This is a genomic window from Brevibacterium zhoupengii, from assembly GCF_021117425.1.
GTDB lineage: Bacteria > Actinomycetota > Actinomycetes > Actinomycetales > Brevibacteriaceae > Brevibacterium > Brevibacterium zhoupengii.
Map to the genome: position 1 here is coordinate 805,571 of NZ_CP088298.1, position 25,523 is coordinate 831,093.

General features: G+C 61.3%; 27 protein-coding genes and 1 pseudogene. 15 read left to right on the top strand and 13 right to left on the bottom strand.

Features of this window, described 5'->3' with window-relative positions; all coding sequences use genetic code 11:
• Positions 1 to 55: 55 nt before the first annotated feature.
• On the bottom strand, positions 56 to 1,534 hold the full coding sequence (locus LQ788_RS03575) for an NAD-dependent succinate-semialdehyde dehydrogenase (RefSeq protein ID WP_231445331.1): 1,479 nt from the start codon (positions 1,532 to 1,534) through the stop codon (positions 56 to 58).
• Positions 1,535 to 1,683: 149 nt separating this feature from the next.
• Between LQ788_RS03575 and LQ788_RS03580 the strand changes: the two genes are divergently transcribed.
• The 4 genes and pseudogenes from LQ788_RS03580 (at position 1,684) to LQ788_RS03595 (ending at position 5,760) form a co-directional block, all read left to right on the top strand.
• On the top strand, positions 1,684 to 3,012 hold the full coding sequence (locus LQ788_RS03580; RefSeq protein ID WP_231445332.1) for an MFS transporter: 1,329 nt from the start codon (positions 1,684 to 1,686) through the stop codon (positions 3,010 to 3,012).
• Between the two features lie 93 nt (positions 3,013 to 3,105).
• Positions 3,106 to 4,233 carry a zinc-binding dehydrogenase gene (locus LQ788_RS03585; protein WP_231445333.1) on the top strand — a complete coding sequence of 376 codons (1,128 nt, stop codon included), beginning with the start codon at positions 3,106 to 3,108 and terminating at the stop codon, positions 4,231 to 4,233.
• A 283-nt stretch (positions 4,234 to 4,516) separates the two neighbouring features.
• Positions 4,517 to 4,684, top strand: a pseudogene (locus LQ788_RS03590) (transposase); the annotation flags it as partial.
• A 311-nt stretch (positions 4,685 to 4,995) separates the two neighbouring features.
• The gene (locus tag LQ788_RS03595) at positions 4,996 to 5,760 is read left to right on the top strand and encodes an SDR family NAD(P)-dependent oxidoreductase (protein ID WP_231445334.1); all 765 of its coding nucleotides are present in this window, start codon (positions 4,996 to 4,998) and stop codon (positions 5,758 to 5,760) included.
• Between the two features lie 173 nt (positions 5,761 to 5,933).
• Here the strand turns inward: LQ788_RS03595 and LQ788_RS03600 are convergent, their stop codons facing one another.
• Positions 5,934 to 6,269: an ArsR/SmtB family transcription factor gene (locus LQ788_RS03600; protein WP_096147035.1), complete on the bottom strand. Its 336-nt coding sequence runs from the start codon at positions 6,267 to 6,269 to the stop codon at positions 5,934 to 5,936.
• Positions 6,270 to 6,443: 174 nt separating this feature from the next.
• On the opposite strand from LQ788_RS03600, the gene LQ788_RS03605 reads away from it, so the two are divergent.
• Positions 6,444 to 7,520, top strand: coding sequence for an NADH:flavin oxidoreductase/NADH oxidase (locus LQ788_RS03605; RefSeq protein WP_231445335.1), 1,077 nt, complete (start codon positions 6,444 to 6,446; stop codon positions 7,518 to 7,520).
• Between the two features lie 39 nt (positions 7,521 to 7,559).
• Here the strand turns inward: LQ788_RS03605 and LQ788_RS03610 are convergent, their stop codons facing one another.
• The 6 genes from LQ788_RS03610 to LQ788_RS03635 all read right to left on the bottom strand — a co-directional run bounded on the left by LQ788_RS03610 (position 7,560) and on the right by LQ788_RS03635 (position 11,082).
• Positions 7,560 to 8,219: a TetR/AcrR family transcriptional regulator gene (locus LQ788_RS03610; RefSeq protein WP_231445337.1), complete on the bottom strand. Its 660-nt coding sequence runs from the start codon at positions 8,217 to 8,219 to the stop codon at positions 7,560 to 7,562.
• A gap of 202 nt (positions 8,220 to 8,421) precedes the next feature.
• The gene (locus LQ788_RS03615) at positions 8,422 to 8,697 is read right to left on the bottom strand and encodes a GlsB/YeaQ/YmgE family stress response membrane protein (RefSeq protein ID WP_231445338.1); all 276 of its coding nucleotides are present in this window, start codon (positions 8,695 to 8,697) and stop codon (positions 8,422 to 8,424) included.
• A gap of 203 nt (positions 8,698 to 8,900) precedes the next feature.
• Positions 8,901 to 9,278 (bottom strand): fluoride efflux transporter CrcB, encoded by a 378-nt coding sequence (gene crcB / locus LQ788_RS03620; protein WP_231445339.1) that lies wholly within the window; start codon positions 9,276 to 9,278, stop codon positions 8,901 to 8,903.
• Positions 9,275 to 9,760 carry a fluoride efflux transporter FluC gene (locus LQ788_RS03625; RefSeq protein WP_231445340.1) on the bottom strand — a complete coding sequence of 162 codons (486 nt, stop codon included), beginning with the start codon at positions 9,758 to 9,760 and terminating at the stop codon, positions 9,275 to 9,277. The genes crcB and LQ788_RS03625 overlap by 4 nt, the downstream gene beginning before the upstream one ends.
• Before the next feature lie 203 nt (positions 9,761 to 9,963).
• Entirely contained in the window at positions 9,964 to 10,293 is a 330-nt protein-coding gene (locus LQ788_RS03630) for a nuclear transport factor 2 family protein (protein WP_231445341.1), read from the bottom strand.
• 33 nt (positions 10,294 to 10,326) lie between these two features.
• Entirely contained in the window at positions 10,327 to 11,082 is a 756-nt protein-coding gene (locus LQ788_RS03635) for an SDR family oxidoreductase (protein WP_231445343.1), read from the bottom strand.
• Positions 11,083 to 11,144: 62 nt separating this feature from the next.
• On the opposite strand from LQ788_RS03635, the gene LQ788_RS03640 reads away from it, so the two are divergent.
• Positions 11,145 to 11,852 (top strand): TetR/AcrR family transcriptional regulator, encoded by a 708-nt coding sequence (locus LQ788_RS03640; protein WP_231445345.1) that lies wholly within the window; start codon positions 11,145 to 11,147, stop codon positions 11,850 to 11,852.
• Here the strand turns inward: LQ788_RS03640 and LQ788_RS03645 are convergent.
• Positions 11,846 to 13,117 carry an aminotransferase-like domain-containing protein gene (locus LQ788_RS03645; RefSeq protein WP_231445347.1) on the bottom strand — a complete coding sequence of 424 codons (1,272 nt, stop codon included), beginning with the start codon at positions 13,115 to 13,117 and terminating at the stop codon, positions 11,846 to 11,848. The genes LQ788_RS03640 and LQ788_RS03645 overlap by 7 nt on opposite strands.
• A gap of 197 nt (positions 13,118 to 13,314) precedes the next feature.
• Here LQ788_RS03645 and LQ788_RS03650 point away from each other — a divergent pair, with 197 nt between their 5' ends.
• On the top strand, positions 13,315 to 13,824 hold the full coding sequence (locus LQ788_RS03650; RefSeq protein ID WP_231445349.1) for a DinB family protein: 510 nt from the start codon (positions 13,315 to 13,317) through the stop codon (positions 13,822 to 13,824).
• 106 nt (positions 13,825 to 13,930) lie between these two features.
• Entirely contained in the window at positions 13,931 to 15,217 is a 1,287-nt protein-coding gene (locus LQ788_RS03655) for an adenylosuccinate synthase (protein WP_231445351.1), read from the top strand.
• 74 nt (positions 15,218 to 15,291) lie between these two features.
• Here the strand turns inward: LQ788_RS03655 and LQ788_RS03660 are convergent, their stop codons facing one another.
• A complete protein-coding gene (locus tag LQ788_RS03660; RefSeq protein WP_231445352.1) occupies positions 15,292 to 16,179 on the bottom strand; it encodes a LysR family transcriptional regulator in 888 nt (295 codons plus the stop codon).
• A 110-nt stretch (positions 16,180 to 16,289) separates the two neighbouring features.
• On the opposite strand from LQ788_RS03660, the gene LQ788_RS03665 reads away from it, so the two are divergent.
• Genes LQ788_RS03665 through LQ788_RS03675 form a run of 3 tightly spaced genes read left to right on the top strand, consistent with a single transcriptional unit; the run spans position 16,290 to position 19,695 of the window.
• Complete coding sequence (locus LQ788_RS03665) at positions 16,290 to 17,309, top strand: MBL fold metallo-hydrolase (RefSeq protein WP_231445354.1); 1,020 nt, start codon at positions 16,290 to 16,292, stop codon at positions 17,307 to 17,309.
• Positions 17,297 to 18,793 (top strand): Na+/H+ antiporter NhaC, encoded by a 1,497-nt coding sequence (gene nhaC / locus LQ788_RS03670; protein WP_231445356.1) that lies wholly within the window; start codon positions 17,297 to 17,299, stop codon positions 18,791 to 18,793. The genes LQ788_RS03665 and nhaC overlap by 13 nt, the downstream gene beginning before the upstream one ends.
• Before the next feature lie 59 nt (positions 18,794 to 18,852).
• Positions 18,853 to 19,695 carry an urea carboxylase-associated family protein gene (locus tag LQ788_RS03675; protein ID WP_231445358.1) on the top strand — a complete coding sequence of 281 codons (843 nt, stop codon included), beginning with the start codon at positions 18,853 to 18,855 and terminating at the stop codon, positions 19,693 to 19,695.
• A gap of 2 nt (positions 19,696 to 19,697) precedes the next feature.
• Here LQ788_RS03675 and LQ788_RS03680 read toward each other — a convergent pair whose 3' ends face one another.
• A complete protein-coding gene (locus LQ788_RS03680) occupies positions 19,698 to 20,975 on the bottom strand; it encodes an MFS transporter (RefSeq protein ID WP_231445360.1) in 1,278 nt (425 codons plus the stop codon).
• A 72-nt stretch (positions 20,976 to 21,047) separates the two neighbouring features.
• Between LQ788_RS03680 and LQ788_RS03685 the strand changes: the two genes are divergently transcribed.
• Positions 21,048 to 21,377, top strand: coding sequence for an ArsR/SmtB family transcription factor (locus tag LQ788_RS03685; RefSeq protein WP_231445361.1), 330 nt, complete (start codon positions 21,048 to 21,050; stop codon positions 21,375 to 21,377).
• A 63-nt stretch (positions 21,378 to 21,440) separates the two neighbouring features.
• Here the strand turns inward: LQ788_RS03685 and LQ788_RS03690 are convergent, their stop codons facing one another.
• Complete coding sequence (locus tag LQ788_RS03690) at positions 21,441 to 22,238, bottom strand: ArsR/SmtB family transcription factor (protein ID WP_231445362.1); 798 nt, start codon at positions 22,236 to 22,238, stop codon at positions 21,441 to 21,443.
• Positions 22,239 to 22,377: 139 nt separating this feature from the next.
• Here LQ788_RS03690 and LQ788_RS03695 point away from each other — a divergent pair, with 139 nt between their 5' ends.
• The 3 genes from LQ788_RS03695 to LQ788_RS03705 all read left to right on the top strand — a co-directional run bounded on the left by LQ788_RS03695 (position 22,378) and on the right by LQ788_RS03705 (position 24,704).
• Positions 22,378 to 23,292 (top strand): arylamine N-acetyltransferase family protein, encoded by a 915-nt coding sequence (locus LQ788_RS03695; RefSeq protein WP_231445363.1) that lies wholly within the window; start codon positions 22,378 to 22,380, stop codon positions 23,290 to 23,292.
• A gap of 23 nt (positions 23,293 to 23,315) precedes the next feature.
• Complete coding sequence (locus tag LQ788_RS03700) at positions 23,316 to 24,188, top strand: helix-turn-helix domain-containing protein (RefSeq protein ID WP_231445364.1); 873 nt, start codon at positions 23,316 to 23,318, stop codon at positions 24,186 to 24,188.
• A gap of 96 nt (positions 24,189 to 24,284) precedes the next feature.
• Complete coding sequence (locus tag LQ788_RS03705) at positions 24,285 to 24,704, top strand: VOC family protein (protein ID WP_231445365.1); 420 nt, start codon at positions 24,285 to 24,287, stop codon at positions 24,702 to 24,704.
• On the opposite strand, the gene LQ788_RS03710 is transcribed toward LQ788_RS03705, so the two are convergent.
• Positions 24,695 to 25,303 (bottom strand): TetR/AcrR family transcriptional regulator, encoded by a 609-nt coding sequence (locus LQ788_RS03710; RefSeq protein WP_231445366.1) that lies wholly within the window; start codon positions 25,301 to 25,303, stop codon positions 24,695 to 24,697. The genes LQ788_RS03705 and LQ788_RS03710 overlap by 10 nt on opposite strands.
• Positions 25,304 to 25,523: the final 220 nt, after the last annotated feature.

Sequence of the window (25,523 nt, forward strand, 5' to 3'; positions counted from 1 at the left end):
GTACAACTCCGCCCGCCATGGGCGCCCGCCGTAGACACATTTGTTGCCTCGCAGGTCATACGGTCACCGCGATATATTTTTCGATCTGGTACTCCTCGATGCCGCTGTGACCGCCTTCTTTCCCAAGCCCCGAGGCTTTAATGCCACCGAACGGCGCGGCTGGGTCCGCGACTACGGGACGATTAATGCCAACCATTCCGCTTTCGAGGCGTTCCGCTGCCTGAATTGCCTTGGTGATATCGCGCGTGTAGACGTAGGAAACCAGCCCGAACGGCGTGTTGTTCGCGACCTCAATCGCCTGATCATCGCTTTCCGCTTCGTAGATGGACGCGATCGGCCCGAAGATTTCTTTGGTGGCGAGGGCAGAATCCAAAGAGGCGTTAGCGACCACGGTCGGCGCGAAAAAGAATCCGGCCCGGGGTACGGCCTCGCCGCCTGCTATGACTACTGCACCCTGATCGATGGCATCCTCGAGCAACTTCTGGACATTGTTGCGCTGGTTCCCATCGACAAGGGGTCCCACGTCAACGCCCTCTTCGGTGCCCGGGCCGACTTTGAGTTGGGCGACCTTGGCCAAGAAAGCCTCTCGGAATGCGGGTGCCACCGACTTCTCCACGATGATCCGGTTCGCGGCGACGCACACCTGACCTGCGTTTCGGAACTTCGCTACCGCTGCGCCGGCTGCAGCCTCGACTGGATCAGCATCCGAGAGTACGACGAACGGCCCGTTTCCTCCGAGCTCCATGGAGGAGGTCATCACGTGATCTGCGGCCTGCTTGAGCAGTGTCGTTCCGACTGCGGTCGATCCAGTAAAGCTGACTTTACGCAACGTTGGCCTTGACATAAGGGCCTTCGACTGGCCCGAGGCAGAACTGGTCGTAATGAGGTTGAGTGCTCCCTGGGGAACTCCTGCGTCATGGAGAAGCTGCACAAACATGTGGGTCGAAAGCGGCGTGAGTGCTGCGGGCTTGATGAGCACAGTGCAACCGGCGGCGAGGGCAGCACCGGCTTTGCGCGCACCCATCGACAACGGGAAGTTCCACGGCGTGACGAGATAAGACGGGCCCACCGGCTGGTGAGTGGTGATGATCTTGTAGCCACCGTTGGGGGCGTCACTGTATCCACCCCGCTGTTGGGGGACCTGTTCGGAATACCACTGGATGTAGTCGGCAGAAACCTGTACTTCACCGCGGGCCTCAGCCAGGGGCTTACCCATCTCCAAGGACATGACCCAGGCAATATCCTCCTTACGCTCGAGCAGCAGATCATAGGCGCGACGCAAGATGTTCGAGCGGTGACGGGTTGTCGTCGTTCCCCACTCGTTCTGGGCCCTGGTAGCGACCTCAAGGGCCTCCAACGCATCCTCCAGTGACGCGTCTGCCACTGCGACGATGACCGTCTCATCGGCCGGGTTCTGAACATCGAAGGTGTTGCTGTTCGACGCAGAACGCCATTCTCCGCCGATGAAAAGCCCGGTCGGCACATCGATCTGACCGTGGGGCGCGGACAAGGTTGTCCAGTTTGATGGCTTCATGAGGAACGGATCCTTCCAGGATGTCGGTGACGTGAACCGGTACTAGGAACTTAGTGCACGAGAGTTGACTTACACGTTACATGCAAGTCATCATAACTGTAATCCAAGTTACAAAGCAGTGACCTCGCGCTAGCGATAGGGAGAGAACAATGACAACGACTAAGCAATCCGAGCGGGCTCGGGTGAGGCGCGTAGCCGGCTCCTCCATGATCGGCACCACTATTGAGTGGTACGACTACTACATCTTCGGCACGGCGGCGGTACTGGTCATCAACGACCAATTCTTCCCGGACCTGTCCCCTGCAGCGGGGACTCTCGCCTCGCTGGCCACATTCTCCGTGGCCTTCATCGCCCGTCCCTTCGGCGGCATCATTTTCGGCCACTTCGGCGACAAGGTCAGTCGTAAGACGATTCTGGTCTGGTCACTAATGCTGATGGGGGTGTCGACGTTCCTGGTGGGCTTCCTGCCCAACTATGCCGCCATCGGTATTTGGGCACCTATTCTTCTCGTGGCCCTGCGCTTCCTTCAGGGCCTCGCAGTGGGCGGCGAATGGGGCGGGGCTGTCCTCATGGCCCTCGAACATGCCCCCCAGAACAAGAGAGCCTTCTACGCTTCCTGGACACAGTCAGGTGTGCCTGCGGCCCTCGTCCTGTCCTCGACGATTTTCCTGTTCATGCAAATGATGGATGAGCCTGCGTTCCACTCTTGGGGCTGGCGCGTTCCGTTCTGGATCTCGGCTGCGCTGATTGTGGTGGGCCTGTTCATCCGTCTGCGCATTACAGAATCGCCTGAGTTCTTGAAGATGAAGGCCGACAAGCGAGAAGTTCGTATCCCCCTGTTCGAACTTCTGCGGACAGCTTGGTGGCCTCTGCTCCTCGGCATCTTCACGCTGGCCTCGCCGAACATCATCTTCTATATTTCCTCGGTCTACCTGCTGAGCTACGGGCCTGATCATGCTGGACTCTCGCGGGATGCCGTGTTTGTGGTCTTGATCGTCGCGTCGTCCCTCGCGGTCTTCACGATTCCGTTGGTGGCCGTCATTGCGGATCGGGTAGGTAAGAAGAAGATCATGCTGACCGGCGCCGTCATGGTGGCGCTCTTCATTTTCCCCGTCTTCTGGTTGGTGGACACCGGTCAGCCTCTGGGCGCCCTCGTGGCGATGATTCTGGCGTTGCCGATTGCTCACGCCACCGCCTATGCCGTTGTCGCCAGCTTCATCCCTGAACTCTTCCAACCGGAGGTGCGTTTCACCGGTTCCTCGCTGGCCTATCAGATCGGAGGCATCGTGACCTCGGCGCCGGCTCCTGTGATCGCCGCGTCCTTGATTCAGAACACAGGCTCGTCGATGTCCATCGCTCTTTATGTCTCCATCGCGGCACTCGTGGGGTTCGTGGCGATCGCATTGAGCCGAAAGCACCAGGAGCCAACCCCTCAGGTGTCTACCGAGCCGGCGGTTGGCGGTAGCGTCGGACGCTAGCAGCGTCTGCACCTCCGGCCCGCGGCATCATCCCAAGTCCCTCACGTGAGCCCTACCTGTCCACTAGGACAGATCAGACCCGTACCCGATCAAATGGAGAAGCCTGTGCCTAAAGTTGCTGTTCTCGAAGAAATCAATGGACCCATCACCTTGCAGGACTTTCCGGATCCCCAACCTTCTCCTGGAGGCGCCCTCGTCGAGGTAGCATTAGGAGGAATCTGCGGAACGGACGTCCATCTGCGAACTGGACACCTGAATGTCCCGCTGCCCCTGGCGATGGGGCACGAGGCCGTCGGCTGGATTCGGAAGCTAGGCGATGGCCTCACCACAGACGTCGAAGGACAACCCCTTGCGGTGGGCGACCGGGTGGTCTGGGCGAACAATATCCCTTGTGGTTCCTGCCACGAGTGCCTAGTGCTCAAGGAACCGACTCTGTGCTTGAATCGGAAAATCTATGGCATTAATCGTCGTGCATCAGATTTCCCCCACCTGCAGGGGGGTTGGGCCGAGATGATAGTCCTGGAGGCCGGAACAACGATCATCAAGATCCCCGACTCGGTGAGTTTCGAGGAGGTCATCACCTTGGGGTGTGCCGGTCCAACGGCAATCCATGGGGTGGTCGAGAACCTCAAGATTGAACCGGGGTCCGTCGTCGCCGTTCAGGGCGCTGGACCCGTGGGCCTGGCCTCCGCCATGTATGCCAAAGCCATGGGTGCTGCACTTGTCGTGATACTTGGCGGGCCCACCTCTCGCATTGAAATGGCGCTACAAATAGGGGCTGCAGACGCGGGTGTTGATATGGACTCTTACCCGACCGCTCCGGAACGTCTGGACGCGTTCCGACAGCTCACCCCGCATGGCGGAGGGGCAGACGTGGTCATCGAGTGTGCCGGTGTTCCCTCAGCTGTTGCCGAGTCCATCGACTTGGCACGTCCAAATGGGCAGCTATTGGTGCTGGGCCAATACACGGACCATGGGCCCACGCCCATCAACCCGCATCTGATCACCAAAAAGCAACTGAAGGTGTTCGGATCGTGGGGGTTTGCTCCGGCCCACTACGTTAAGTACGTCAAGTCGCTGCCCCAGCTCGTCAAGAACCACGACTTGGCCTCCATCCTCTCCGTCTACCCCCTGGAGGAGATCAACGACGCTCTCGCTGACGTGGCTTCCGGATCAGTCACGAAGGCTGCGCTTAGGCCCGGCACCAAGAACGAGGCATGAACCGGTAAAGAAGCACGCACCTCTGCTACTTCGGCGGCCTGAGTTCGGGGAATCTGCCGCCCTTCTGGTAGGTCGTGGGGGCCGGCGATTAAGGTGGACCATGCTCGTAGTAGTCCCGGGAACCGGTCACGTCGTCACCGTAGGGCTGGGTGATGTAGTGCTGGAGTTCGACCAGGGCGGGGGCAGCCCCGAGATGGACGGCACGGCCCGGCCGCGGGGCAGGGTGGCTAGTAGTACTTGGTTAGGTCTTTTAATCTGTGTCGGGTCCTGTTAATCGCGCCGCATGCGTCAGGACGAGATTGAGTGGGTGCGGGGTGAGTTGGAGTCGTTCGTGGCCGAGGTGTTCGCCTCGCTGTCCCGGAAGGACCAGCGGGCCAAGGGCGGGTTGTACCTGCGGGGTTTGATGCTGGAGGGCCGGCGCAAGTCGATGCAGCCGATGGGCGAGCGGCTCGGGATCGACTACCAGTAGCTGCAGCAGTTCGCGTCGTCCTCGTGGGCAGTACTTGGTCCGTTTGCAACCAGCGATCTCAATGTTCGTGGAGGTATTCGTGCGCACGCGCAACGTATGGGAGCTGCATACCAGCGCATGGGGGCAGAGCGTGGCCAAACAGACGTGTGGACCGAAGACATGATCGCCGAGGTGGAGTCGGCGCGTCGACGTGAGGTGCCGCTCAGCTGCTGGGACGAGGCCGTCGCCGACCGTGATGTGGGGTTCATGCAACTGCTGACATCGCGAAGTACGAATCGAAGAAAGGATGTTTGATGAGCAATTTCGACGGAGAGGTCTTTCTCATCACCGGGGGTGCCGGTGGAATTGGGAAAGCAACCGCCACGGCGCTGGCGCGAGCCGGGGGCCGTGTTGTCATTGCCGACAATGATCCAGAAGGTGGTCACCGCGCGGTGAAAGATGTCGAGCAGGCAACCGGAGGCTCGCTGCGTTTTGAGCTGTTAGATGTCACCGATCCTGAAGCAGTGGCCTCCTGCGCGCAACAATTGGAAGATGACGATTGGCCTGTCCACGGTCTAATGGCCAACGCTGGCATTGCACCCAGCTCCGCTGCGGTCGACTATCCCGATAGCTTGTGGCTGAAGACTGTCGACATCAATCTAAACGGTGTCTTCTGGTGCTGCCGGGAGTTTGGTAAGCGCATGATAGAAAGGGGTACGGGCTCGATCGTAGTTACTTCGTCGATCGCTGGCTTCAAAGTGGTGTCACCAGAAACTCACGTTGCTTATGGGACGACTAAAGCGGCCGTAGCTCACATGGCTGAGTTGCTTGGTGTGGAATGGGCAAGTTCCGGTGTCCGAGTGAACGCAATTGCTCCGGGATATACGGCTACGCCGATCTTAGACAATCTCGAAGCTGAATCTCCTGAAACGTACAACGAGTGGATTTCCCGGACACCTTTGGGCCGGCTAAACGATCCGGCGGAGATCGCTAATGCAGCGGTCTTCCTGTTGTCGAATCAGTCCAGTGGCACGACGGGAACAGTGCTGCACGTAGACGGGGGATATAGCGCTCGGTAGACGGGTGCGGACGTGGTCCGGGTTCGTGCAGGAGCTGAGCCTTTCGCTCTGGGACTCTTACGCTATGCCCAAACCAGTTTCAATTCCCTGCCCTGAGCCATTTGGGCGGTGAGGACTCAGACAGTTGTAAAACAGCCAGCTTCTTGTGGCCCCGAACTGATCTTCGGCCGCCCTCAGCTCGAGACGACCGCCGCTCCGCCCTCAATATTCTGGGCGGTGAAGACGGCGTCGAGCAGACCGGGGAAGCGGGCGTCGAGGTCGTCCTTGCGCAGCGAGTTCATGATCGAGGTGCCCTGATACTCCTGGCGGATCACGCCGGCCTCGCGCAGTGTCCTGAAGTGGTAGGTCGACGTTGACTTCGATACCGGCAGCTCGAATGTGGCGCAGGCGTGATTGTGGTCTGTGTTGTTCAGGCGGCAGGCGATGTGCCGGCGAATCGGGTCGGCAAGCGCGGCGAGCACGGTATCGAGCCGCATCTCATCCCGTTCGGGGTGTTCAAGGGTTCTCATGTGCCGCCTCCTTGTCTGATCGCCTCGGTGATTGTTGTGTCACATTGCTTCGCTGTCCTTTGATTGTACGTCTTTCCTCGTAGTACGGTAAACGTCGAAGTACGAGGAAACTCGTACTTCATCTTGAGTCCAGCACGTACGACTCGAGCCCACTACCTACGATCACGAGGTCATATGTCTCATCTGCTGTTCGAACCACTCACCCTGCGCGGCCTGACTTTCCGTAACCGTGCCTGGGTGCCGCCGATGTGCCAGTACTCCGCAGAGAACCTCGACGGCGTCGCCACACCATGGCACTCCGTCCATTACGGATCCCTGGCCAGCGGCGGCGCAGGCGCCATCATCGTCGAAGCCACCGGTGTCACTCCAGAGGCACGGATCTCTCCGCAGGACCTGGGGTTGTGGAATGACGAACAGCGTGATGCTCTGGCCCCGATCGCTGACTTCATGCACTCGCAGGGAGCCGCGGCAGGCATCCAGCTCGCCCATGCCGGACGTAAGGCTTCGACCTACCCCGACCTGGGAAACGGAAATGAAGGCAGCCTCCCCGAAGACGAAGGCGGCTGGGAGACCCTCGCGCCCTCTGCGGTGCCCTTCCCTGGACTGGATACGCCACGAGAGCTCACCGAGGCAGAGATCGGCGAGACTGTCGCTGCCTTTGCGGCCTCTGCGCGCAGGTCGATGGAAGCCGGGTTCGACTTCGTGGAGATCCACGGCGCGCATGGCTACCTGCTCCACGAGTTCCTCTCCCCACTGTCCAACACCCGCACCGACTCCTACGGTGGAACCCCGGAGAACCGTGCCCGTTTCCTCCTCGAGGTCGTCGATGCCACCCGCGCCGAGGTGGGCGAAGAGGTTCCCGTGCTCGTGCGCCTCTCCGCGACGGACTGGACCGACGGTGGGCTGAGCCTCGATGACACTGCACAGCTCTCCGGTTGGCTGAAGGAGCACGGCGTCGACCTCGTCGATGTCTCTACCGGCGGCAATGTCATGGCCAAGATCCCAGTTGGCCCCGGCTACCAGACGAGCTTCGCCGAGGGGATCCGCAAGCAGGCTGACATCCCCACAGCCGCAGTCGGGCTCATCACCGAGCCATTCCAGGCCGAGCATATCCTCGCAACAGGGCAAGCGGATGTGGTTCTCCTGGGTCGCGAATCGTTGCGCGACCCCAACTTCCCGATTCGCGCTGCCGCCGCGCTGCGTCACGAGATCGACTACAAGCCGACGCAGTACCTGCGGGCATACAAGTAAGCCGCAGAGCCCAGAAGCGGTTCAGGGCCCTGAGTCGGCTCAGAGTTCAGAGGCGGTGCGGATGCGCTCGATGAGGTCATCCAATCCGTCATTGAACTCTCTGGATGAGTGGTCTTCGGCCAGTTTGTCCTCCAGGCGCCTGACCGTTGCATACTCGGCGGGCTCCTCTTCAGGTTCGTCACCGTCACCGGCTATCGGCACGATGTCGATGCCCATGGCGGTCACCTGGAGGAGGAGGTCGCCGAGGAGGAAGCTGGTGAAGGCCTTATAGGCGTTGACCGCATGGGTCTCGGAGAATCCGTAGCCCAGCAATGATGAGAGGAAATGGTCCACCCAGCGAATGCTGCGCAGGGGTGGCCGCAGCCATGGTGCCTCTGGAGGCTGTGAGATCAGCAGCGGAAACATTCTCGGATGAGTCAGCGCCAGGTTCCGCATGGCGTTCGCGACGTGATGGAAGTAGGACTCCCAGCTCTTGGGCTGGGTCTGCATGAGTTCGTCGTCGAACAGGCTGTCGATGAGTTCGCGCACGGCCGCGGAGACGAGCTCTTCGCGGCTGGAGACATGCCGGTACAGGGCCATGGCCTCGACATCGAGGGTTGTTCCCAGTCGTCGCATGGTCAAGGACTGGACTCCGTATTCGTCGATGTATGCGATCGCGGCCTGAACGACGTCCTTACGGCACAGGCGTGTGCGATTCATGAGTTCTCCTTGTGGCTGAAGCGAACGGTCATCAGGGGCGACATGTCTCAGCCCAGCCTCGACGGTCCATCGTAGTGATCCTACCTGCGGGCTCGGCCGATGCGGTGCGCAACCGCCGATGGCCGTGGCCTTGCCGCTTCAGCGGTGGGGCCACGGCCATCGATGTCAGATCAGATCTGGGTTCGGTCATGTGAACCTGGTGTCAGCGACGCTCTTTGGCGCCTTTGCGTCCCGTAATGAGTCCCCAGATGATGAGGACGATGATCGAGCCGCCGATGGCGCAGAGCCAGGAGGAGATTTCGAAGAACGAATCGACGCTGACGCCGAAGAGTGCAGTGCCGATCCAGCCGCCGACGATGGCTCCGAGGACACCGACGACGAGGGTGGGGATCCAGCCTCCGCCCTGACGTCCGGGAAGGATCATTTTTGCGATGACGGCGGCAATCAGGCCGAGGACGAGGTAAGCGATGAAACCCATGGGGGTTGTTCCTTTGCTTGAAGTGTGTGACGCCTCAGGTGGGGTGGAGGCGTCACACATATTATTTGGGGATGTATCCGGGTGTTTACATCGTAATCGACATATCAACCGATTTCGACAATCACAAGCTTAGCCGAGTACGCGTGAATACGAGAATTTCGTGATTGAAAAGTTTACAGGGTAAACGCGCGAGCCGGTTCGAATCAGCCCAGCCCGCCGATCCATAGCCCCAACCCTGCCGCTGCAGTCGCCACCACCAGCGTGCCGATGCCGTTGAATAGGCTTAGGGCCCATCGGCGTTCCTGGATGAGTCGGACGGTCTCGAGGCTCGCTGTGGAGAAGGTTGTGTAGCCGCCGAGGAATCCTGTGCCGATGACCAGCTGCCAGGCCTCGGGCACGATTGCCGCGCCAGCCAGACCGGTCAGCAGCCCCAAGGCCAGCGAGCCTGAGACGTTGATCGTGATCGTGCCCCACGGGATGGCGCTGTTCACACGGGATCTGATGATCCCGTCGAGCAGCATTCTCGCTACGGCACCGATGCCCCCGGCCAGGGCGAGGGCGATGAAGATCAGCGGCGTCATTTCCCGCCACCGCCTCGGACGTCATCGTCGGTTCGCCGCACCGGCGCGTTGGGGGAGCGGCCCTTCCAGGCGGTCGCTGCGACAATGCCCGCCCAGGTGGCCAAACCGCCGATGAGAACCGTGCCCAGCCCATAGATGATCCCGGCCCCGACATCACCCTCGCCGAGGAGGCTCGCCGTATCCGTGGCCAGTGCACTGTACGTGGTGAATCCGCCCATGAATCCGGTTCCGAGCAGTATCCGCAGCCGGCGTCGGCGGCCCACATCCGGACCCATCCGAGTCAGTGCCTCAAGCAGCAGGCCGAGTACGAATGCGCCGAGGATGTTGACGGTGAAGATCGCCCACGGGGTGCCGTCTGTCGAAGGAAAGATCAGTGTGATCGCTTCACGGGCGGCCGTGCCGAAGGTGCCGCCGATGAGCGCCAGCCCCAGGTAGGGCAGGCGAAGGTGGACGGGTCTGTTGCCGCTGGGGGCACTGCTCATGGGAACTCCTACCTTCTGGGCATGCTGACGCCGGTCGAGGTAGGGACTGTTGTCGGAGAACCGAGGTTGGGTACGGCGAGCCCCACCGCCGTGACGCGCCAAACGCCGATTTCATTGTGCCACAGAGGTGCGTGTGCTCAGGAGATTGACGAACGGGCCGCCGGATGACTGGCATCCGACGGCCCGTGAGCGGGTGAGCTGATTCAGCCCTCGCGGATCGTCATCCGGTTCAGTTTGTCGCCGTCGACGGAGAAGGTGAACGAGGATCGACCATTCGCATGTGTTGAGCGCCAATCGCCGATGACGGTGACTTCACTGCCGTCGATCGAGACCTCTTCAGGGGAGAGTACGCCGGTCGCGCCGATGAACTCCTTGTCGCTCCATGCCTTGATGGCGTCGCGGCCGGTGAATTCACGGCCCCAGTCGTCGACGGTGCTGTCGACTGCGAAGGCGTCGAGGAAGCCCTGATCGTCGTGAGCGTTGACGGTGTCGATGAAGCTGGCGATGGGTTCGGGAATCTGCAGATCTGACATGAGTGCTCCTTGCTGGTTGATTGTCTGCTGGTCTCAGCGAGTGGTGTAGCCGCCGTTGGCGAAGATCGTCTGGCCGGTGATCCACCAGCCCTCGGTGGCGAGGAAACGCACGATCGGCGCGATGTCCTCGATCTTCGTGAGTTGGTTGCCCATGCCCTGCGACTTGTGGAACTCCACCCGTTCGGGTGTTTCCTGACCATAGAAGAACGGGGTGTCCATCGGCCCCGGGGCAATCGCCGTGACCGAGATTCCGCGATCTCCGTACTCCTTCGCCGCGGCCCTGGTGAAGTGCTCGACAGGGCTCTTGCCGCCGGCGTAAGTCGAATATCCGTCAGTGAATGCCGCGAGCAGCGCCGTGACGATGGTGATGATCTTGCCGTTGTCCGCCAGGTGCTTCCCGGCCTCCTTGATGAAGAAGTACGCGGCCTTGGAGTTGATGTCGAACATCGAGTCGTACTCGTCCTCCGTGGTGTCCGCGATCGGCTTACGCAGCACCTTGCCTGTCGTATTCACTGCGATGTCGATCGTTCCCAGCGCCGAGGTGGCATCGGCAAACAGCTTCTCGACGTTGGCGGGCCGGGTGAGGTCTCCGGTCAGGAGTACGCCTTTGGCCCCGCTCGACTCGACCGCGGCGAGCGTGGCCTCGGCCTCGGTGCGGGAGGACTCGGAGTTGTAGTGGATGGCGATATCAGCACCCGCCTCGGCGGCCTGCCGGGCGATGAGCCCGCCCAGATTCTTGCCGCCGCCGGCGATGAGGATGTGCTTGCCCTGGAGTGATTGATCGGTCATGGCATCTCCGTTATATCGGTGGTACATCTGGCTATAGCGACAATACACGATAATATAGCGACATGACAGAAGAAGCTTCGCTCGATACACGGACTCGGCTGCTCAATGCGGCCGCGGACCTCATTGCGGCGGCCCCCGGGGAGGACTTCTCGCTGCGGGCGGTCTGCGACGCCGTGGGTGTGAAGATGCCGACTCTGTATCACTTCTTCGGCAACAAGCAGGGGCTCATCGAGGCTGTGATCGAACGTGGCTTCGACATGTATCTGTCGGCCAAGTCAGCCTCCGAATCCAGTGGCGATCCGATCCAGGACCTGCGAATGGGCTGGGATGCGCACGTGTCATTCGGGTTGGAGAACCCGGGCTTCTATACGCTCATGTACGGCAAGGTCAGGCCCGGTTATTCGCCGGAGGCGCAGTCGAAGCCGAGCGAGATCCTTCGTTCGCTGACGCGACGGGCCGAGGAGCAGGGGCGGCTCGTGGTCGGCTATGAACAGGCTGCGGCCCACATCCTGGCGACGAACATCGGAGTGACGCTGCGACTGATCATCCAGGGCCGAGCCGATCCGGATCTCTCAGCAGGCGTGCGTGAGGGCGTGCTCGCAGCGATCACCGGAACAGCGCAGGCCAGCGAAAAGGGGCAGCGCTTGGGGCACTCTGTGATCGAATGCGCGGCAGCGCACCCGGAAATCCTCGGCACAGTCGAGACCCAGCTGCTCATCCAATGGATCAGCCGCCTCGGCGAGAGTGAGGGGGCAGGGCAGGGTCAGTGACGGGCGTGTGAACGTGCCGACGAGTACTTGTCGACGGCACGGCGCAGACGCTGCAGACCTTCTTCGATGCGCTGCGGTTCCGCCGAGGCGAAGCACAGGCGCAGCGCGTTCGTGAAGTCACCGGTCTGGGAGAACGCGGTCCCGGGAATGTAGGCCACGCCTTCTTCCAGCGCCAGGGGCATGAGGTCCTCGGTGTTGATGGTGTCGTCGTTGAACGTCACCCACAGGAAGAAGCCTCCATCGGGATCAGTCGACCGGATCTCGGGTCCGAAGAGTCGTTCCAGCCCGGACGTCATGGCATTCTTGCGCTCGCCGTAGGAGCTGCGCAGGTGGGCCACGTGGGTCTCGGCATTGCCGTCGTTAAGCCATTTCGCGACCATGTGCTGGGTGGGCAGGCTCGTGCACGAGTCCATGGTCTGCTTGGCGTTGATGATGAGGCCGCGCAGCTCGGGATCGATGTCGAGCCAGCCGATGCGCAGGCCGGGGGCGACGAACTTCGAGAAGGTGCGCACGCCGAAGATCAGCGGATCATTGGGGCTGAGCTGGCTGAGTGAGGGGATGTCCTCCCCGGAGAAGCGCAGGGTGCCGTAGGGGTTGTCCTCGAGGATGACCGAATTGTGGCGGTGGGCGAACTCGAGGAGCTTCTCACGGCGGGCCAGTGACATCGTCACACCTGCCGGGTTCTGGAACGTCGGGACCGTATAGATCACCGAGGGGGCGCGACCGGCCCGGGCCACGATGTCGTCGAGCGCATCCACCTGCATGCCCTCGTCATCAACCGGCACCTCGGCGATCTCAGCTTCATAACTCAGCGCCGTGGCCGAGCCGTTCGTGTATGTGGGGGCCTCGCAGAGGACGAGGTCGCCGGGGCTGACGAAGAGCTTGAACCCGAGGTCGATTCCTTGCATACCACCGGTGGTGATGACCAGGCGTTCACGGTTGCCGAAGTGCTCGGCCGGGATCTGATCGGTCTCCTGGAGGTAGTTCAGCAGAGCGTCGATGAGGATCGGCTCGCCCTGCGTCTCCCCGTAGGTGAAGCTCTCCGGAGTGAAGACGCTGTTCGCGATCTGAGCGAAGTCCTCGGCCGGCAGCATATCGGGGGCAGGTGAGCCCATACCGAATTTGACGATGTCGTGGTCGTAGGCGGCGAGCATCGCCACGGAGGAATCGATGACAGAGCCGACGAGGCTGTCGGCCCGGCTGGCGAAGGGAAGGGTGGGGCGCGTTGACGCTGAGGATGAAGCTGACGGGCTCGCGATTGACATGACGACCTCCAACGGGGCTGCAAGCCTGACGTCGACGTCACCGGCGATGTTCAGGAGCAATTTGCCCGAACGACGGAACTACTGGTGGTCTCAGCATAAGTACGACGAGCTCGGCGGGGCAAGAGGCGTGGCTGGGCGGGTGAGTCGGCAGGTCAACGGCGGGCCACCTCGGCGAGAGTGAGGCCTATGCTGGGGCCATGGCCGATTCCAAAGAGCGTGATATCAGGACTGCTCCCATCGATGAGCAGCTGCCTGCCTTCGTCGATGAACATCGCGGCAAGCTCCTGGCGTGCCTGGACGGCATGAGTGAGGACGAGGCCCGGCGGTCCCTGGTGCCCAGTCGGACGACTCTGCTGTCCTTGGCCAAGCACGCGATCTTCGTCGAGACCGTGTGGTTCGGCGAGGTCGTGACGGGACGACATCGAACCGACTACGGGATGCCGAATGACTCCAGCGATTCCTTCATCCTCGCTGAGGAGGATACGGTGGCCAGCATCACCGAGGCCTATCGGCAGGCTGCCGAGCGCTCACATCGTGCGGTGGAGGGGATGACTCTCGATACGGTGCTCACCGGGCACCGGTCGGGACCGCTGCCGCTGCGTTGGGTCTACCTTCACATGCTGCGTGAGCTGGCACAGCATTGTGGGCATGCGGAGATCCTGCGTGAACAGGTCGTTGCGCAGCGGACTCAGGGAGCTGGGGCGTAGAACCCGCTGCGGTTCGGTGCAACCTGCTCGCTGCCATGTCATGGTGACCCAGTAGACTATCTGGGTAATGACATCCCCTTTTTTCACTTTGAGGTGAACAACTCTCATGCCAGCAATCGTTGTCGTCGGCGCTCAATGGGGCGACGAAGGTAAAGGTAAAACGACCGATATCCTCGGCACCAGCGTCGACTACGTGGTCAAGCCCAATGGTGGGAACAACGCGGGCCACACGGTTGTCGTCGGCGGTGAGAAGTACGAACTCAAGCTCCTGCCGGCAGGCATCCTCTCCCCGAATGTCACCCCGGTCATCGGCAACGGCGTCGTCGTCAACCTCGAAGCCCTGTTCGAAGAGATCGAGGCTCTGGAATCCCGCGGTGCAGACACCTCGAAACTGCGGATCTCGGCCAATGCCCACCTCGTCGCGCCCTACCACCAGACCCTGGACAAGGTGACCGAACGGTTCCTGGGCAAGCGCGCTATCGGCACCACCGGACGCGGCATCGGACCGGCCTACATGGACAAGATCGGACGCCTTGGCATCCGCGTCCAGGACATCTTCGACGAGTCGATCCTGCGCCAGAAGATCGAAGGATCGCTGCGCCAGAAGAACGAACTCCTCGTCAAGGTCTACAACCGCCGGGCCGTCGACGTCGAAGAGATCGTCGACTACTTCCTGCCCTTCGTCGAACGCCTGCGCCCCTACGTCGCCGAGACCGAGCAGCTGCTCAACGACGCGCTCGACCGTGACGAGGTCATCGTCATGGAAGGCGGCCAGGCCACGATGCTCGACGTCGACCACGGCACCTACCCGTTCGTGACCTCCTCGAACCCGACCGCCGGAGGATCCTGCGTCGGCTCAGGCATCGGACCCACCCGCATCAACCGCGTCGTCGGCATCGTCAAGGCCTACACCACACGTGTGGGTGCCGGACCGTTCCCCACCGAGCTCTTCGACGACATGGGGGAGTACCTGCAGAAGGCCGGCGGTGAGTTCGGCGTCAACACCGGACGCCCGCGCCGCTGCGGTTGGTACGACGCCGTCATCGCCCGCTACGCAGCACGCGTCAACGGCTTCACCGACTACGTGCTGACGAAGCTCGACGTGCTCACCGGCATCGAGTCCATCCCCGTCTGCGTGGCCTACGAAGTCGACGGCGTCCGCCACGACGAGATGCCGATGTCGCAGACCGACTTCCACCACGCCAAGCCGATCTTCGAGTACTTCGACGGTTGGACCGAGGACATCACCGAGGCTCGCACGTTCGAGGATCTGCCGGACAACGCGCAGAAGTACGTGCTCGCACTCGAAGAGCGTTCGGGCTGCCGGATGTCGGTCATCGGCGTCGGTCCTGACCGTGAGCAGTCGATCGTGCGGCACGACCTGCTGGACTGAGCTTCTGGTGGACCTCCAGGGGTTTTGTCTCATCGGCGGTGACCTTCTCTGTGTAGGTCACCGCCGATGTGCTTTCAATGCTCAAAGTGCTGACGTAGATAGCGAATGACTTCCTCGCTTCGGTGCGAGGCTCGGACCCCGGTTGGTAGCGCCGCGCTGATTCCATTTTTCGGAATTGGATCGGAGACTGGAACCTCGATGACTCCGTTATCCGGAGAGCGTGTTTCGCCTGGAAGCGCGTAGCGCAGAGAATAGCCGAGGCCGTTTGCAACGAGGGCCTCTACCGTCGCGAGGTTTGTGCTCGTCCAGCGAATCCGTGGTTCGACTCCGGCCGAACGCATGAACTCGATGGATCTGTCTCTGCTGGGAGGAAGGTCTATGAAGATGGCTGGTTCGCTGGCAATATCTGCGAAAGAGATATCGGGCCGATTGTGCAGTGCATGATTGCTCGGAAGCATTACCTTCAGCGTGACATTAGCAAGCTCCTCGGCCGTCACTGTGTTGACGCACTGCCGGGAGAAGACAATGGCAATGTCTACGATGCCCTCGGCGAGGGCTGTTTGCAGCTCATCTGCGGACCCCTCACGGTAGTTGAAGTCGACCTCCGGAAATTCCGAGCTGAAATGGGCAGCAAGCGGCGGGATGACCTGAGGAGACAGTGAAGAGACACATCCGACCTCAATCGGTCCCGACATCTCTGCCTTCGCAACGTCTTCTAGCTCGGCCGTCAACGCAAGCACACGTCTGGCGCGAATGGCGAACTCTCGCCCTGAACGCGTCGGTGCGACGCCTTTCGCCCTCTGCCGAATAAGCAGGGCCGTCCCCAGCGATTTCTCGAGCTGGGCGATGGACATGGATACGGTTGCTTGGGAGACGTTGACCTTCCGTGAAGCAACGGTCACTGACTCTGCATCTACGACGGCGACAAAGTACTCCAGTTGTCGCAGGGTGATCTCGCTCATCAATATTTCCTATCTGCTTCCTAGGATCAATTGATTCTACAAAACTGGTGTGGTGACGCACACTTGACAGCAACACGCTAGCTGTCTGATGAGAGGGGCGATTACAGAGCATGTCGGAGACTGGGAAGCCGTATGTTGTGACGTTGGGGACTGCTGGTGGGCCACGCTGGTGGCGGTACCAGGGACAGAGTGTCCGCGCAGGGATTTCGACTGCCGTCGTTGTCGGTGATGCCGTCTACCTAGTGGATTGCGGGTACGGCGCCGGCCGTCAACTGATCCAAGCAGGCTTCGGGTTCAACGACGTCGCAGCCATATTCCTGACCCATCTGCATTCGGACCACATCGTCGATCTGACTTCAATCGCGCTCTTCAGCACTTACGAAATTACCGATGAAAGCCGCAACCCTATCGCTCTAATAGGGCCTGGAGACAGAGGTGCACTCCCACATGCTTCGCCACATGCAAAGTCAGAGCCACGGCCAGTATCGGAACGCGCGCCGACTCCAGGGACTGTCGACACTCTGACCCGCCTCGTGGAGGCACACGCGACCGACCTCAACGAACGTATTTTCGACAGCCTACGACCATCTCCGCTGGATGCGATCGCGGCCCAGGACATCGTCATCCCTGAATCGGTGGGATTCCAACCTAATGAAAACCCGTCTCCCGATATGGCTCCCTTCGTCGTGTATGAGGATGCCAGAGTCAAGGTCTCTGCGATTCTCGTGGAACATCCGCCAATGGCGCCTGCCTTCGGGTACCGCTTCGACACCGATAACGGATCGGTGGTGATCTCGGGAGACACCGCTTACACCTCGAACATGATCGCACTTGCTGAGAATGCCGATCTGCTCCTGCACGAAGCAATTGATCTGGAATGGCTGATGTCGAAGTTCGCGGACCCAAGCTCACCTAGCGCCCGCGCAACTCGCAGCCATCACGAACGTTCACACACTTCTATCGCAGACGCTATTTCAATCGCACGTGACGCAGGCGTTGGTCAGCTGGCGCTACACCATTTGGTGCCAGGAACGTCTGCTCCATCGCTCAGAAAGCAGCTGGCGGCAGAGCCCAGGGTGAGAGCAATCGTCCCCGACGACCTCGATGTTCTTCCGCTATGCAGCCGCTGAATTCAGACCGCCCCACCAAGCAGCAGACCGACAACTCTCACCGGGTGACAACGATGATTACGCACAAGAAGCCACATTTCATGATCGCGATTCTGCCATTGCTGACTCTGGTCGGCATGGCGCTGATGTCGACCACGGTGTGGGGCATCGGCATGCTTATTCCGATCATCGCCGGAATCACGGCGGCCGCTGTCATCGGCAAACTCCTCGGATACTCTTGGCGGGAGCTGGAGCAGTCCTTGGCCGACGGAGTGAGTAAAGCCTTGCCCGCCGTGTTCATTTTGTTGTTGATCGGCATGATCATTGGAACCTGGATCAGTGGTGGCATCATTCCGACACTTATCTACTATGGGCTCAGCTTTATCAATCCGAGCATCTTCCTACCGTTGGTGTGCCTGATCACGGCCTTCATCTCGCTGGTATTGGGAAGTTCCTTCACCTCGATCGCCACAATCGGATTGGCATTCATGGCGATCGGTGAAGGTATGCAGATGCCGTTGCCGATCGTAGCCGGTGCGGTCATCTCCGGGGCATTCTTCGGTGACAAGCTCTCACCTCTCTCTGACACGACGAATGTAGCCCCTGCGATGGTTGGAGAGAAGCTCTTCGACCATATTCGCCACATGCTGTGGGACACGATCCCGGCACTTCTCATCAGCGCGACGCTCTACTGGGTAATTGGTTACAACATCACCGGCACCACTGATTCGTCGGTTTCGAGTCAAGACTCGATTCTTTCAGGTCTGCAGGATCAGTTCGTCATTCATCCGCTGCTGCTTATCGTCGTCGTGCTGTCTTTGGTTCTCATCGTCATGCGGGTTCCGGCAGTTCCCGCACTGTTGCTGATTGCGATCATGGGCGGCGCAACAGCACTGCTGGTGCAAGGTAGGTCGCTTACTGAAACTCTTCAGTCGATGACCGCAGGATACGTCTCGGCAAGTGGGCAGAAAGCTATCGACAGTCTGTTGAGCAATGGGGGTGTGACCTCGATGTTGGAAACGATCGGATTGGTTATCGTCGCCACTGCCCTCGGAGGAATTCTCGAGAAGACTGGCATCTTCGCGGCACTCATTGAACCATTGATAAGTCGAATCAGACGCGCCGGGACACTCATATCCGCGTCGGTGTTCGCGACCTTTCTCGTCGGATTCTCGAGCGGCGCTCAGTTCCTTGCGATTATCCTGCCCGCGCGAGGATTTTTGGAGCCGTACAAAAGGTTGAACCTCTCGCCGCTCAATCTCTCACGTGTAGTAGAAGCGGCAGGAACCGTCGGCATCAACCTCGTCCCCTGGGGCGTTCCAGCAGTCTTCGCAGCGGGCGTGTTCGGGCTGCAACCCACTGAATTTATCCCCTGGATCTTGTTCGCATTTATTGTTCCGTTGCTGAACATCATCTACGGATACACAGGCTTCACCATCAAGCGACTTAATGACGAACGGGCTGTTGCCGCAACGGTTACCGATGAGGGCACCCGCGTGCGCTGAAACTGCGCTTAGGGTGGAGCGAGATCTGCTCATAGACCTACCACTGGGAAGGACACCACATGTCTCAGCAACCGCGATTGACCGAAGCCGCCTACCAAGGCCCCGCGCTCCAGGCCGACCGTGACTTCTACTCCGCGATCGGGGAGAGTTTCGAGGACCGTCGCGTCGTCGAGGAGTTCACCATCCCGATCCGTTCGGGTCAGGCCTGGGAGGTGCCAGCCGGCCACGTCTGCCGGATCTCGACCGTCGAGGGGCCGCAGGTCGGTGACCTCAACCTGTGGAACCGACATGATCCCCGGGAACGGTTCTGGGCCTCGCGGACTCGTCAGCTCCAAGCTGCGCATGTGTCGACGTTCGACCGGCTGTGGTCGACGCTGCCGTTCCTGCGTCCGATGGCGACGATCGTCGGCGACACCCTGGCCGATTACGGCACCGACGCCGAGGGCGGTCGACTCCATGACACCTTGGGTACGCGTTGCGATCCCTACGTCAACACGATGCTCAACGGCGTCGACTTCGACTATCACTGCCATTCGAACCTGGTGCGTGCGATCCTTCCGTACGGGCTGACCGAGTTCGACGTCCACGATGTGCTCAACGTATTTCAGTGCACTGGCCTGAACGACAACGACGAATACTTCATGAAGACATGCCCGGCGAAGCCCGGAGACCACTTCGAATTCTTCGCCGAGCAGGACTTGCTGGCAGCACTTTCGACCTGCCCAGGTGGAGATCTCTCCGCGCCGATGTTCGGCGAGGACAACGAGGATCCGGTTGAGAACTGTCATCCTCTCCAGGTCACGGTCTATGCGCTGCCGGAGAACCTCCTCGGCGATTGGAGTGAACCCGAGTCCCCGAAATACCGCGGCCAGCATGGACTGAAACCACAGACCTGGGCGTGAGCTTAGGCGCTCCGGGTGGGATGTTGGGCACTCTGCGTATCGGCGAAGTGCTGGCCTCCGCTACTGAACCAGCGCAGGAGTGCCGCGCAGAGAGCGAGAAGGGCCACGAATCCGCCGTACCAGCACGCGGTTGCGAAGAGTCCGATGGCGGGGACGAGGACCCCGGCGATGACGACCGGAAGGCCGAACGCCAGGTAGCAGACGACGAAGACTGCGGCCATCACCTCGGCGCTGGCCTCCGGCTTCACAACTGCCTGGATGGTCTTCAGGGCACCAGGGAAGGCGGTTCCGAAGCCGGTTCCGGTGATGATGACGGCGAGGCAGTACAGTTCGGTCGAGGTGAGGGCCAGGGCCACCAGAGCCAGAGTGCTGCCGACGGCGAGCGAGACCGTGCCGTAGAGGGTGACGGTGCGCGCGGATCGGTTGCGCATGAAGAAGCCGGCCAGTCCTCCGGCCCCGGCGAGCATCGTGACGATGAGACCGCTGACCAGGTGGGAACTCGAATGGAACTCGGCGGTGATGATGTTGGCACCGAGCGAGAGGTACAGGCCTCCCGTGGCCCAGCCGGCGACGAAGGCCGGCACCGCGAACAGGAACGCCTTGCGGACCTCACGAGGCAGAGCCGCGCGCGGCAGCAGTGAAGCCCATGCGCCTCGGCGTCGGGCCGAGGTCTCCGGCAGGACCCAGATGATGCCAGCCAGCAGCAGATACGTTGCTACGAAAGTTCCGAAGACCACTGCGGCTCCGCTGCCGTCGACGAATACAGCGAGAGTCGCTCCGGCGAACAGTCCGCCGATGGCCAGCCCCGCCATTGCCGAGATTGCGTTCCATGAGGAGGCCGAGCCTGGCTTGTGCGGCAGTTCCAGGTCGACGACCGTCGCCGAGAGAGTCGACAGCAGGATTCCGCTGGCGATGCCTTGCACGACTCGGGAAAGAATCAGTGTCGCGGCGCTGTCGGCATGCCAGAACAGAAACATGCTGATGGCGAGCGCGACGTACGCCGCGCAGATGACGGGGCGGCGTCCGATGTGGTCGGAGAGGGCACCGGCAGTCAGCAGCGCTGCCAGCAATGCCACGGCATAGGCGGCGAAGACCACCGTGATCATCACAGGAGCGAAGCCGAAATCGGCCTGGATGACGGGGTAGAACGGCGACGGAGCGCTCGCTCCGGCCATCATCGCCGAGGTGGCTATCAGGACCAGGCGCAGGCGCCAGCGCTCGCGGGACCACCAGGCATAGGTGGGCGCCGGCTGAACTGCGGAGACTGAAGTCTCCTCCATAGTGTTCGAAACTTTTGGAACCATTCTTGGAGGTTATACGACATTCTCAAACAGTTCAACTATTATCGAACTATGGTTGCCAATGAAAAACTGCCGCACCCGGAGCGCGAGGATATCGAGCTGACCTCAGTGCTCTTCGCTCTCAGCGACGAGGCCAGGCTGGCCCTGGTCCAGCAGCTGCGATCCGGACCGCTGGACATGGTCGACTGTTCGGCGCTGGGGCCGGACGTGCCGAAGTCGACGCGCTCGCACCAGGTCAAGGTGCTGCGCGAGGCCGGTGTCATCATCAGCGAACTGCACGGCCGGAACCGTCGCCTGACGCTGCGCCGAGACGATATCGACGCTCGTTTCCCCGGCCTGTTGGAGTCGGTGCTGCAGGCGGAGACTGCGTGGCAGGAGTGAGGCCGTGCTGCAGGAATGGGGTCGTGCTGCAGCATTGAGGCCGTGCTGCTGGGGTAGCCGTGCTCAGCGCACCGCCATGTCCCAGCTGTCCTCGGGCAGTGCGTGACCAGTCTCCAGATAGGACTTGAGCCCGGCAAGAACCGCGGGCCAGCCCTTTGAGATCCCATTGCGCAGCCCGTTGTCCGGGAAATTGGTGTGGGTGACTGTCAGCTTCACGACCTCGCCTGACTGCTCGATGAGGTATGAGGCGATGGATCCCTCGTCGTCGAGCTCCTGGTTGGTGGATTGGAAGGTGAAGACGAGTTTGTGTGGTGGGTCCGTTTCGAGGACTCGGCCCCATACGTCGGCTGGCCCATCGGGGCCTCCTTTGTGGTGGGCCCAGGTGGATCCGACCTGCCAGTCGGAGACGACAGCGACATCGTCCCAGTACAGGCGCGTGATCTCAGCGTCGGTGAGCGCGTCCCACACTTGTTGTGGTGTGGAGCGGATGTAGGTGACATAGACGAAATCGGGAAATTCTTCGGTGGTGCTCATGGCTGTCTCCTCAGCTCTTCTCTTGACGGCGTCGATGACGTCGAAGTGGTGCTGGTCGAACTCGCGGGTCCACCGATTCTGCATCTCATGGATCGGGTACGAGTTCAGATAGTGTCGTCGTTCTCTTCCGTGGCGGACGATCGCGACCAGATCGGCGTCGACGAGCTTGTTCAAGTGTTGAGTCACTGACTGTCTGGCCATCGAGAGGCCTTCGCAGAGTTCGTTCAGTGACTGTCCGTCCTCGTGGCGTAGGACGTCAAGGAGCCGTCGGCGGGTTGGGTCGGCGAGGGCTTTGAACACTTTGTCGAGTGAGTCGGCGTCGGTCACATCTCTAATATGCAGGCGTTTACCTGCATATGTCAATGGGTTGAGAGATTTGAGTTGAAATAGGGTTTACCGCGGCAGTAATCATAGGATTGAATCGGACAACGACGACGCCGGTGCGGCACCCTATGGAGGTCGACCTATGACTCATCCTTCGCTTCTCAGCCGTTATGCGAAACGGCTCGGGCTCAGTGTTTCCGTCCCCGAGCTGCGTCGACGTGCGCAGGGATCACGCGCGCAGATTGTCGACCTTCTCGACGAGATCCTGGTCGCGCACACGCACGCGATCTGCTTTGAAAATCTCGATGTCACCGCCTTTCGCGCCAGGGGCGACCTCAGGGCCGTCGCGATCGACGTCGACGGAGCCGCGGACAAACTGCTCACCGACGGTCGGGGCGGATACTGCCATGAGCACGCCGCGCTCATCCGCGGGGTCGTCACCGAGTTGGGGCTGAGCGCACATCCGATTCTGGCTCGGGTCCACCTCGGCGACAGGCAGACTGCCCCGGGAGCACTGACCCACCAGGCGACCATCGTCGACCTCGACGGCCGTCGGTTTCTCATCGATCCGGGTTTCGGTGGGGGAACGCCGGAGGCTGCGCTCGAACTCGGCGAAGCTGCTGCCGCGAGAATGACGCCCCACGGCGAACATCGCCTGGTCCCCGCGAGGACTGCGCTTGTGCCGGAGCTGCGAGCCGACGGCGATTGGGTGCTTCAGTCACGAACCCGTGATGACCAGGAATTTCACACCGTCTATGCCTTCAGTGAGGCCCCTCGCCAGCAGATGGACCTCGAGCTGGCGAACTGGTTCTCCTCGACGAAGCCCGGGTCACGCTTCACCGGCCCGCCCATTCTCGCACTGCCGCTTCCCGACGGCGGCCGGGTCACCTTGGAGGGCCGCCGACTGCGCCGCACAATCGGCGGTGCGCGACCCGACCGGCAGGAGCGCACCCTGGCCGATGCCACGGACTTCGCCGAGGTGCTCGCGGATGATTTCGGACTCGACCTCGACAAGGAGTTCACGGACCTGGTGTGGGGTGCGACCGTCGAGACGTGAGGGACCGGGTCTACACTGCTGTCATGTCCACGGTGACTCGGGATGATCTTCAGCGCAGGCCACACCCGCGCCTGAGACCCTACGTCGGTGACTATGTCGCCTACGACATCGCCGGCGTTCCCGCAGGGACGCATCTCGGTCTGCCATCGGGCACCCTGACGTTCATCGTCTCCATCGACGAACCGCTGCACCAATACGACGCGGCAAATGAGCGCACCGAGTCGTTCGACGTACTGCTCGCGGGTCTGCATCTGGCGCCCACACTCATCAGACACAACGGCACGATGGCCGGAATCCAGATCAATTTCACCCCCTTCGCGCCACGGATCCTCTTCGACACCCCTGCCGTTGAACTCGCTCATCGCACGCACGACCTCGCCGAAATCTCACGCCCCATTGCCGCCGAGCTGCACGAACGCGTCAACGAAGCCACGACCTGGTCTGCCCGCTTCGACGCCATCGACGAGATCCTTGTGCGCGCCGTCCACGAAGGCTCCCGGCCCCGGCCCGAGGTGGTGGACTCGTGGTGGCAGATCGCTCGCAGTCACGGCGGACTTCCGGTCTCACTCGTCGCCGACCGGGTCGGCTGGAGCCGGCGCCACCTCAATGGAGTGTTCCGGGCAGAATTCGGCATCGGGCCGAAGGAGGCCGCACGAGTCATGCGATTCGATCGGGCGAGGAGGATGATCTCGACGCAGACTCGAACGTTGGCAGATATCGCCGCGACCTGCGGTTACGCCGACCAAGCCCACCTCAACCGCGACTTCCGCCTGCTCACCGGGACCAACCCGACCCTGTGGCTGAGCGAGGATCCCGTGGTGCGGCAGGATCAGAACTGGGGTACACCGGATCAGGGAGGACCTGCCTCGGTGAACGTAGATGTCACTGCACCATGAGGCTCAGTTGTCCTCGCAGTTCCCAAATGTCCAAGCCGCCGAGGTGGCCCCGGGTTCACGATGGTGTGAACCGATACGACGAAGAAAGGACACGTCATGTCACCGAACACCGGAACCAATATCTGGCCCACATTCAGTTACCGCGATGCGAAGGCGGCGATCGCCTTCCTGCAGAACGCCTTCGGCTTCGAGGTCGTCGCCGAGTACACGAACGCCGATGACCCGCAGCGAGTCGATCACGCCGAACTGCGCTGGCCCGACGGTGGGGGAATCATGCTCGGCTCCACGCGCGATGATGGCGGCGTGATGACGAAGACCGGAGTCGCCACCGGCTCGGTCTACATCGCTACGGGCCAGGTCGAAGAGCTCTATCATCGCGCGATCGCAGCCGGCGCGACCGAGGTCATGGGACTGACCGAACAAGACTACGGCTCACGCGACTTCAGCGTCACCGACCCCGAAGGAGTGCTGTGGAGCTTCGGAACGTACCGGGGTGCTGATGCCGGTCAGGAGTGATGCCCGAGCACGGCATCGACCGCAAGGTAGAGGGTCTGCGTCTCCCGTTGCGCGAGTGAGTCCTCGGCAGGCAGAGCCCGTTCGAGGGCGATGCCATCAAGGACGGTGCACAGGAAGCGCGCAAAGCGTGGAATGTCGCCCCGGTTGGGAATCTCGCCCTCATCGGCGAGCACGCGCAGCCAATCCTCCGTTCTGCGTTGCCCATCACGCTGAATAGCCAGATACGTCTCACGGAGCTGCTCGGTCTGGTCCGCGACGATGAACGCTGTGCTGACCGCCGTCATCGCCTCGCGTGCTTCAGCTCCGGCCCTGGCCGCTGCCAGCACCTGACGCAGGCATTCGACCAGCCGATCCCGGGCAGGAATCGTTGAATTGTGGATGTCGGAGTCCGGCAGCATCCAGTCATAGGTGCGCCGCATTACTTCGTCCCGCAGCGCCTGCTGGGTGGGGAAGTGGTGGCGCAGAGACCCTGTACTCACTCCTACTCGTGCCGCGATCGCCCGTACGCTCAGCTTCGCCGTCACACCGTCTTCGGCGATGATGTCTGCGGCTGCGGCGAGTATTCGCTCACGAGTGCTCGAGTCCTGACGTTCACTCATTCACACACCTTCTGCTCTGTGACTTCTCCGACCAGCACGCTGTGTTAGTGTACTGGTAAATCCACCAACACAGTGTGTTGGGTTTGTGTCGAGTGCCGGGGGAGGCACCCAGATGTTCAAGCAATGGCGCCGACAACGAGCAGTCAGAAGAATAGAGCCGGGGGACGGAAGGCTCTTGAAGAGATTCCGGTGGTGGCAACTGCTGGGTCGGTCGCTCTTC

What these genes read in the sequence shown, in the direction of transcription:
- LQ788_RS03575 (WP_231445331.1), bottom strand. Translation starts at nt 1,534, where the DNA reads ATGAAGCCATCAAACTGGACAACCTTGTCCGCGCCCCACGGTCAGATC.
- LQ788_RS03580 (WP_231445332.1), top strand. Translation starts at nt 1,684, where the DNA reads ATGACAACGACTAAGCAATCCGAGCGGGCTCGGGTGAGGCGCGTAGCC.
- LQ788_RS03585 (WP_231445333.1), top strand. Translation starts at nt 3,106, where the DNA reads ATGGAGAAGCCTGTGCCTAAAGTTGCTGTTCTCGAAGAAATCAATGGA.
- LQ788_RS03595 (WP_231445334.1), top strand. Translation starts at nt 4,996, where the DNA reads ATGAGCAATTTCGACGGAGAGGTCTTTCTCATCACCGGGGGTGCCGGT.
- LQ788_RS03600 (WP_096147035.1), bottom strand. Translation starts at nt 6,269, where the DNA reads ATGAGAACCCTTGAACACCCCGAACGGGATGAGATGCGGCTCGATACC.
- LQ788_RS03605 (WP_231445335.1), top strand. Translation starts at nt 6,444, where the DNA reads ATGTCTCATCTGCTGTTCGAACCACTCACCCTGCGCGGCCTGACTTTC.
- LQ788_RS03610 (WP_231445337.1), bottom strand. Translation starts at nt 8,219, where the DNA reads ATGAATCGCACACGCCTGTGCCGTAAGGACGTCGTTCAGGCCGCGATC.
- LQ788_RS03615 (WP_231445338.1), bottom strand. Translation starts at nt 8,697, where the DNA reads ATGGGTTTCATCGCTTACCTCGTCCTCGGCCTGATTGCCGCCGTCATC.
- crcB (WP_231445339.1), bottom strand. Translation starts at nt 9,278, where the DNA reads ATGACGCCGCTGATCTTCATCGCCCTCGCCCTGGCCGGGGGCATCGGT.
- LQ788_RS03625 (WP_231445340.1), bottom strand. Translation starts at nt 9,760, where the DNA reads ATGAGCAGTGCCCCCAGCGGCAACAGACCCGTCCACCTTCGCCTGCCC.
- LQ788_RS03630 (WP_231445341.1), bottom strand. Translation starts at nt 10,293, where the DNA reads ATGTCAGATCTGCAGATTCCCGAACCCATCGCCAGCTTCATCGACACC.
- LQ788_RS03635 (WP_231445343.1), bottom strand. Translation starts at nt 11,082, where the DNA reads ATGACCGATCAATCACTCCAGGGCAAGCACATCCTCATCGCCGGCGGC.
- LQ788_RS03640 (WP_231445345.1), top strand. Translation starts at nt 11,145, where the DNA reads ATGACAGAAGAAGCTTCGCTCGATACACGGACTCGGCTGCTCAATGCG.
- LQ788_RS03645 (WP_231445347.1), bottom strand. Translation starts at nt 13,117, where the DNA reads ATGTCAATCGCGAGCCCGTCAGCTTCATCCTCAGCGTCAACGCGCCCC.
- LQ788_RS03650 (WP_231445349.1), top strand. Translation starts at nt 13,315, where the DNA reads ATGGCCGATTCCAAAGAGCGTGATATCAGGACTGCTCCCATCGATGAG.
- LQ788_RS03655 (WP_231445351.1), top strand. Translation starts at nt 13,931, where the DNA reads ATGCCAGCAATCGTTGTCGTCGGCGCTCAATGGGGCGACGAAGGTAAA.
- LQ788_RS03660 (WP_231445352.1), bottom strand. Translation starts at nt 16,179, where the DNA reads ATGAGCGAGATCACCCTGCGACAACTGGAGTACTTTGTCGCCGTCGTA.
- LQ788_RS03665 (WP_231445354.1), top strand. Translation starts at nt 16,290, where the DNA reads ATGTCGGAGACTGGGAAGCCGTATGTTGTGACGTTGGGGACTGCTGGT.
- nhaC (WP_231445356.1), top strand. Translation starts at nt 17,297, where the DNA reads ATGCAGCCGCTGAATTCAGACCGCCCCACCAAGCAGCAGACCGACAAC.
- LQ788_RS03675 (WP_231445358.1), top strand. Translation starts at nt 18,853, where the DNA reads ATGTCTCAGCAACCGCGATTGACCGAAGCCGCCTACCAAGGCCCCGCG.
- LQ788_RS03680 (WP_231445360.1), bottom strand. Translation starts at nt 20,975, where the DNA reads ATGGAGGAGACTTCAGTCTCCGCAGTTCAGCCGGCGCCCACCTATGCC.
- LQ788_RS03685 (WP_231445361.1), top strand. Translation starts at nt 21,048, where the DNA reads ATGGTTGCCAATGAAAAACTGCCGCACCCGGAGCGCGAGGATATCGAG.
- LQ788_RS03695 (WP_231445363.1), top strand. Translation starts at nt 22,378, where the DNA reads ATGACTCATCCTTCGCTTCTCAGCCGTTATGCGAAACGGCTCGGGCTC.
- LQ788_RS03700 (WP_231445364.1), top strand. Translation starts at nt 23,316, where the DNA reads ATGTCCACGGTGACTCGGGATGATCTTCAGCGCAGGCCACACCCGCGC.
- LQ788_RS03705 (WP_231445365.1), top strand. Translation starts at nt 24,285, where the DNA reads ATGTCACCGAACACCGGAACCAATATCTGGCCCACATTCAGTTACCGC.
- LQ788_RS03710 (WP_231445366.1), bottom strand. Translation starts at nt 25,303, where the DNA reads ATGAGTGAACGTCAGGACTCGAGCACTCGTGAGCGAATACTCGCCGCA.